This window comes from Allobosea sp. P4_E12 (assembly GCF_056401655.1).
Genome location: NZ_JBFUIY010000128.1, coordinates 1 through 1,382, shown reverse-complemented (window position 1 = coordinate 1,382; position 1,382 = coordinate 1). Strand labels below are relative to the sequence as shown.

Annotated in this window: 1 protein-coding gene; it reads left to right on the top strand. The window is 61.9% G+C overall.

The features are described from left to right. Positions 1–315: 315 nt before the first annotated feature. The coding region (locus AC1DW9_RS36640; RefSeq protein ID WP_476855417.1) for a hypothetical protein at positions 316–1,382 on the top strand (1,067 nt) is incomplete at its 3' end.

The window sequence follows — 1,382 nt, the reverse complement described above, 5'->3', positions numbered from 1 at the left end:
CTGCCGCCCTGCTCGATCACTGCATCGGATCTTCTAACGCCAGCCGCCATCTCTTCTCGGATCGGCTCGGAACCCTCGGCCGCAACATTCGGGAAGAATTGTGGGGGTCACCCGATCCGTAGCTCGGCGTAATCGAACCCCTCGAACCTCCGAAGGGTGCAACAGGGATCCCGCCGCCCTCTTGCAGGTTTTGAGCGTCGCGAGCCTCCTTCGGCGGTGTCAGCATTTCTCAGCTGGTCGCTCAAGTGCGCGTGGGACGACAGCGACGATTCGCAATACGCCAAACTTGTGGCCATCGTTCTTTAGAGGAGAGCCATGACTAACCAAGAGGGCCGTCGCCCCATTGGGCCGACGGAGCAACCGACAGGACAGGCGGCCCAATGGCTCAACGTGTCAGAGCGTGAGCATGGGCTGTCGACGACCCGCGTCGACGAAGCACCCTGGTTAGGTCCGACGGCAGCGGCCGCGCTGCGTGCAGTCATTCCGGGCTTCATGGAGGACACTTCCGCGGCCCTGTACGCGCGTTGGTGGCAGTTGGAATGTTGGCTGCGATCGCTCGCCTATGTCGAACTCCGTGCGCTCCATGGGGCGACGTGGATCGACGCGGTGAAGGCTGCTGGCCCCCGCTTGGAACAAGACGCCCAGTACACGCATATGGCTGGCCCGGACAGCGATAACCCTCTCGCCTATCTGGACTACAGCCAGCTTGCAGAGTTGATCGAGCGTTCTTGGGACAACATCGGCTACGCATTGTTCGAGAAGGCGTCGTGGCAAGGCCGCCAGGTCGAACTCAAGCGGATACGGCACAGGATCGGGCATATGCGACGTCCCCACGGTGACGACCTAAGCCGGCTGGAGCAGGTGTTGCGCGACCTTGAGGGCGGGACGTTCAAGGCACTGAGCACTTACAACGACCGCAGCGTCCCGGACGTCACTGTCTACAGCGACGCGGTGACGGTTGGTTGGGTTCGCGGCGACCACGACGATGCTCGTCGGCTTGTTGCCCATGCTGATCGTCAGTATGAAACTCGAGTCCGAGTGTCGACGAGCGCACGCGCTTGGGCAGCGCGGAGTCCGGCGAGCATCGCAGGCACGCCCGGACACCTTTGGCACGTCGACTTCTTCAAGCGCGGACAGGGTATCGACGTGCCCGCCCTGTGGCGTGACCTCGAGGGGAATGACGTCGATCGACTCCTTCTACATTTGGAGGCGCATTCGGATCATCATGTCGGGTTCACGTTCAGCGCCGTAGACGATGACTCCGCGATCGCCGACGCGATCGGGAATGCCTTCGACCACGTACTGATGAACCTGTCTCACGGCCATGAATTGACCCATGGTGTTGCGTGGTCGCGGCAGATGCGGGACATGGACTACAGGAT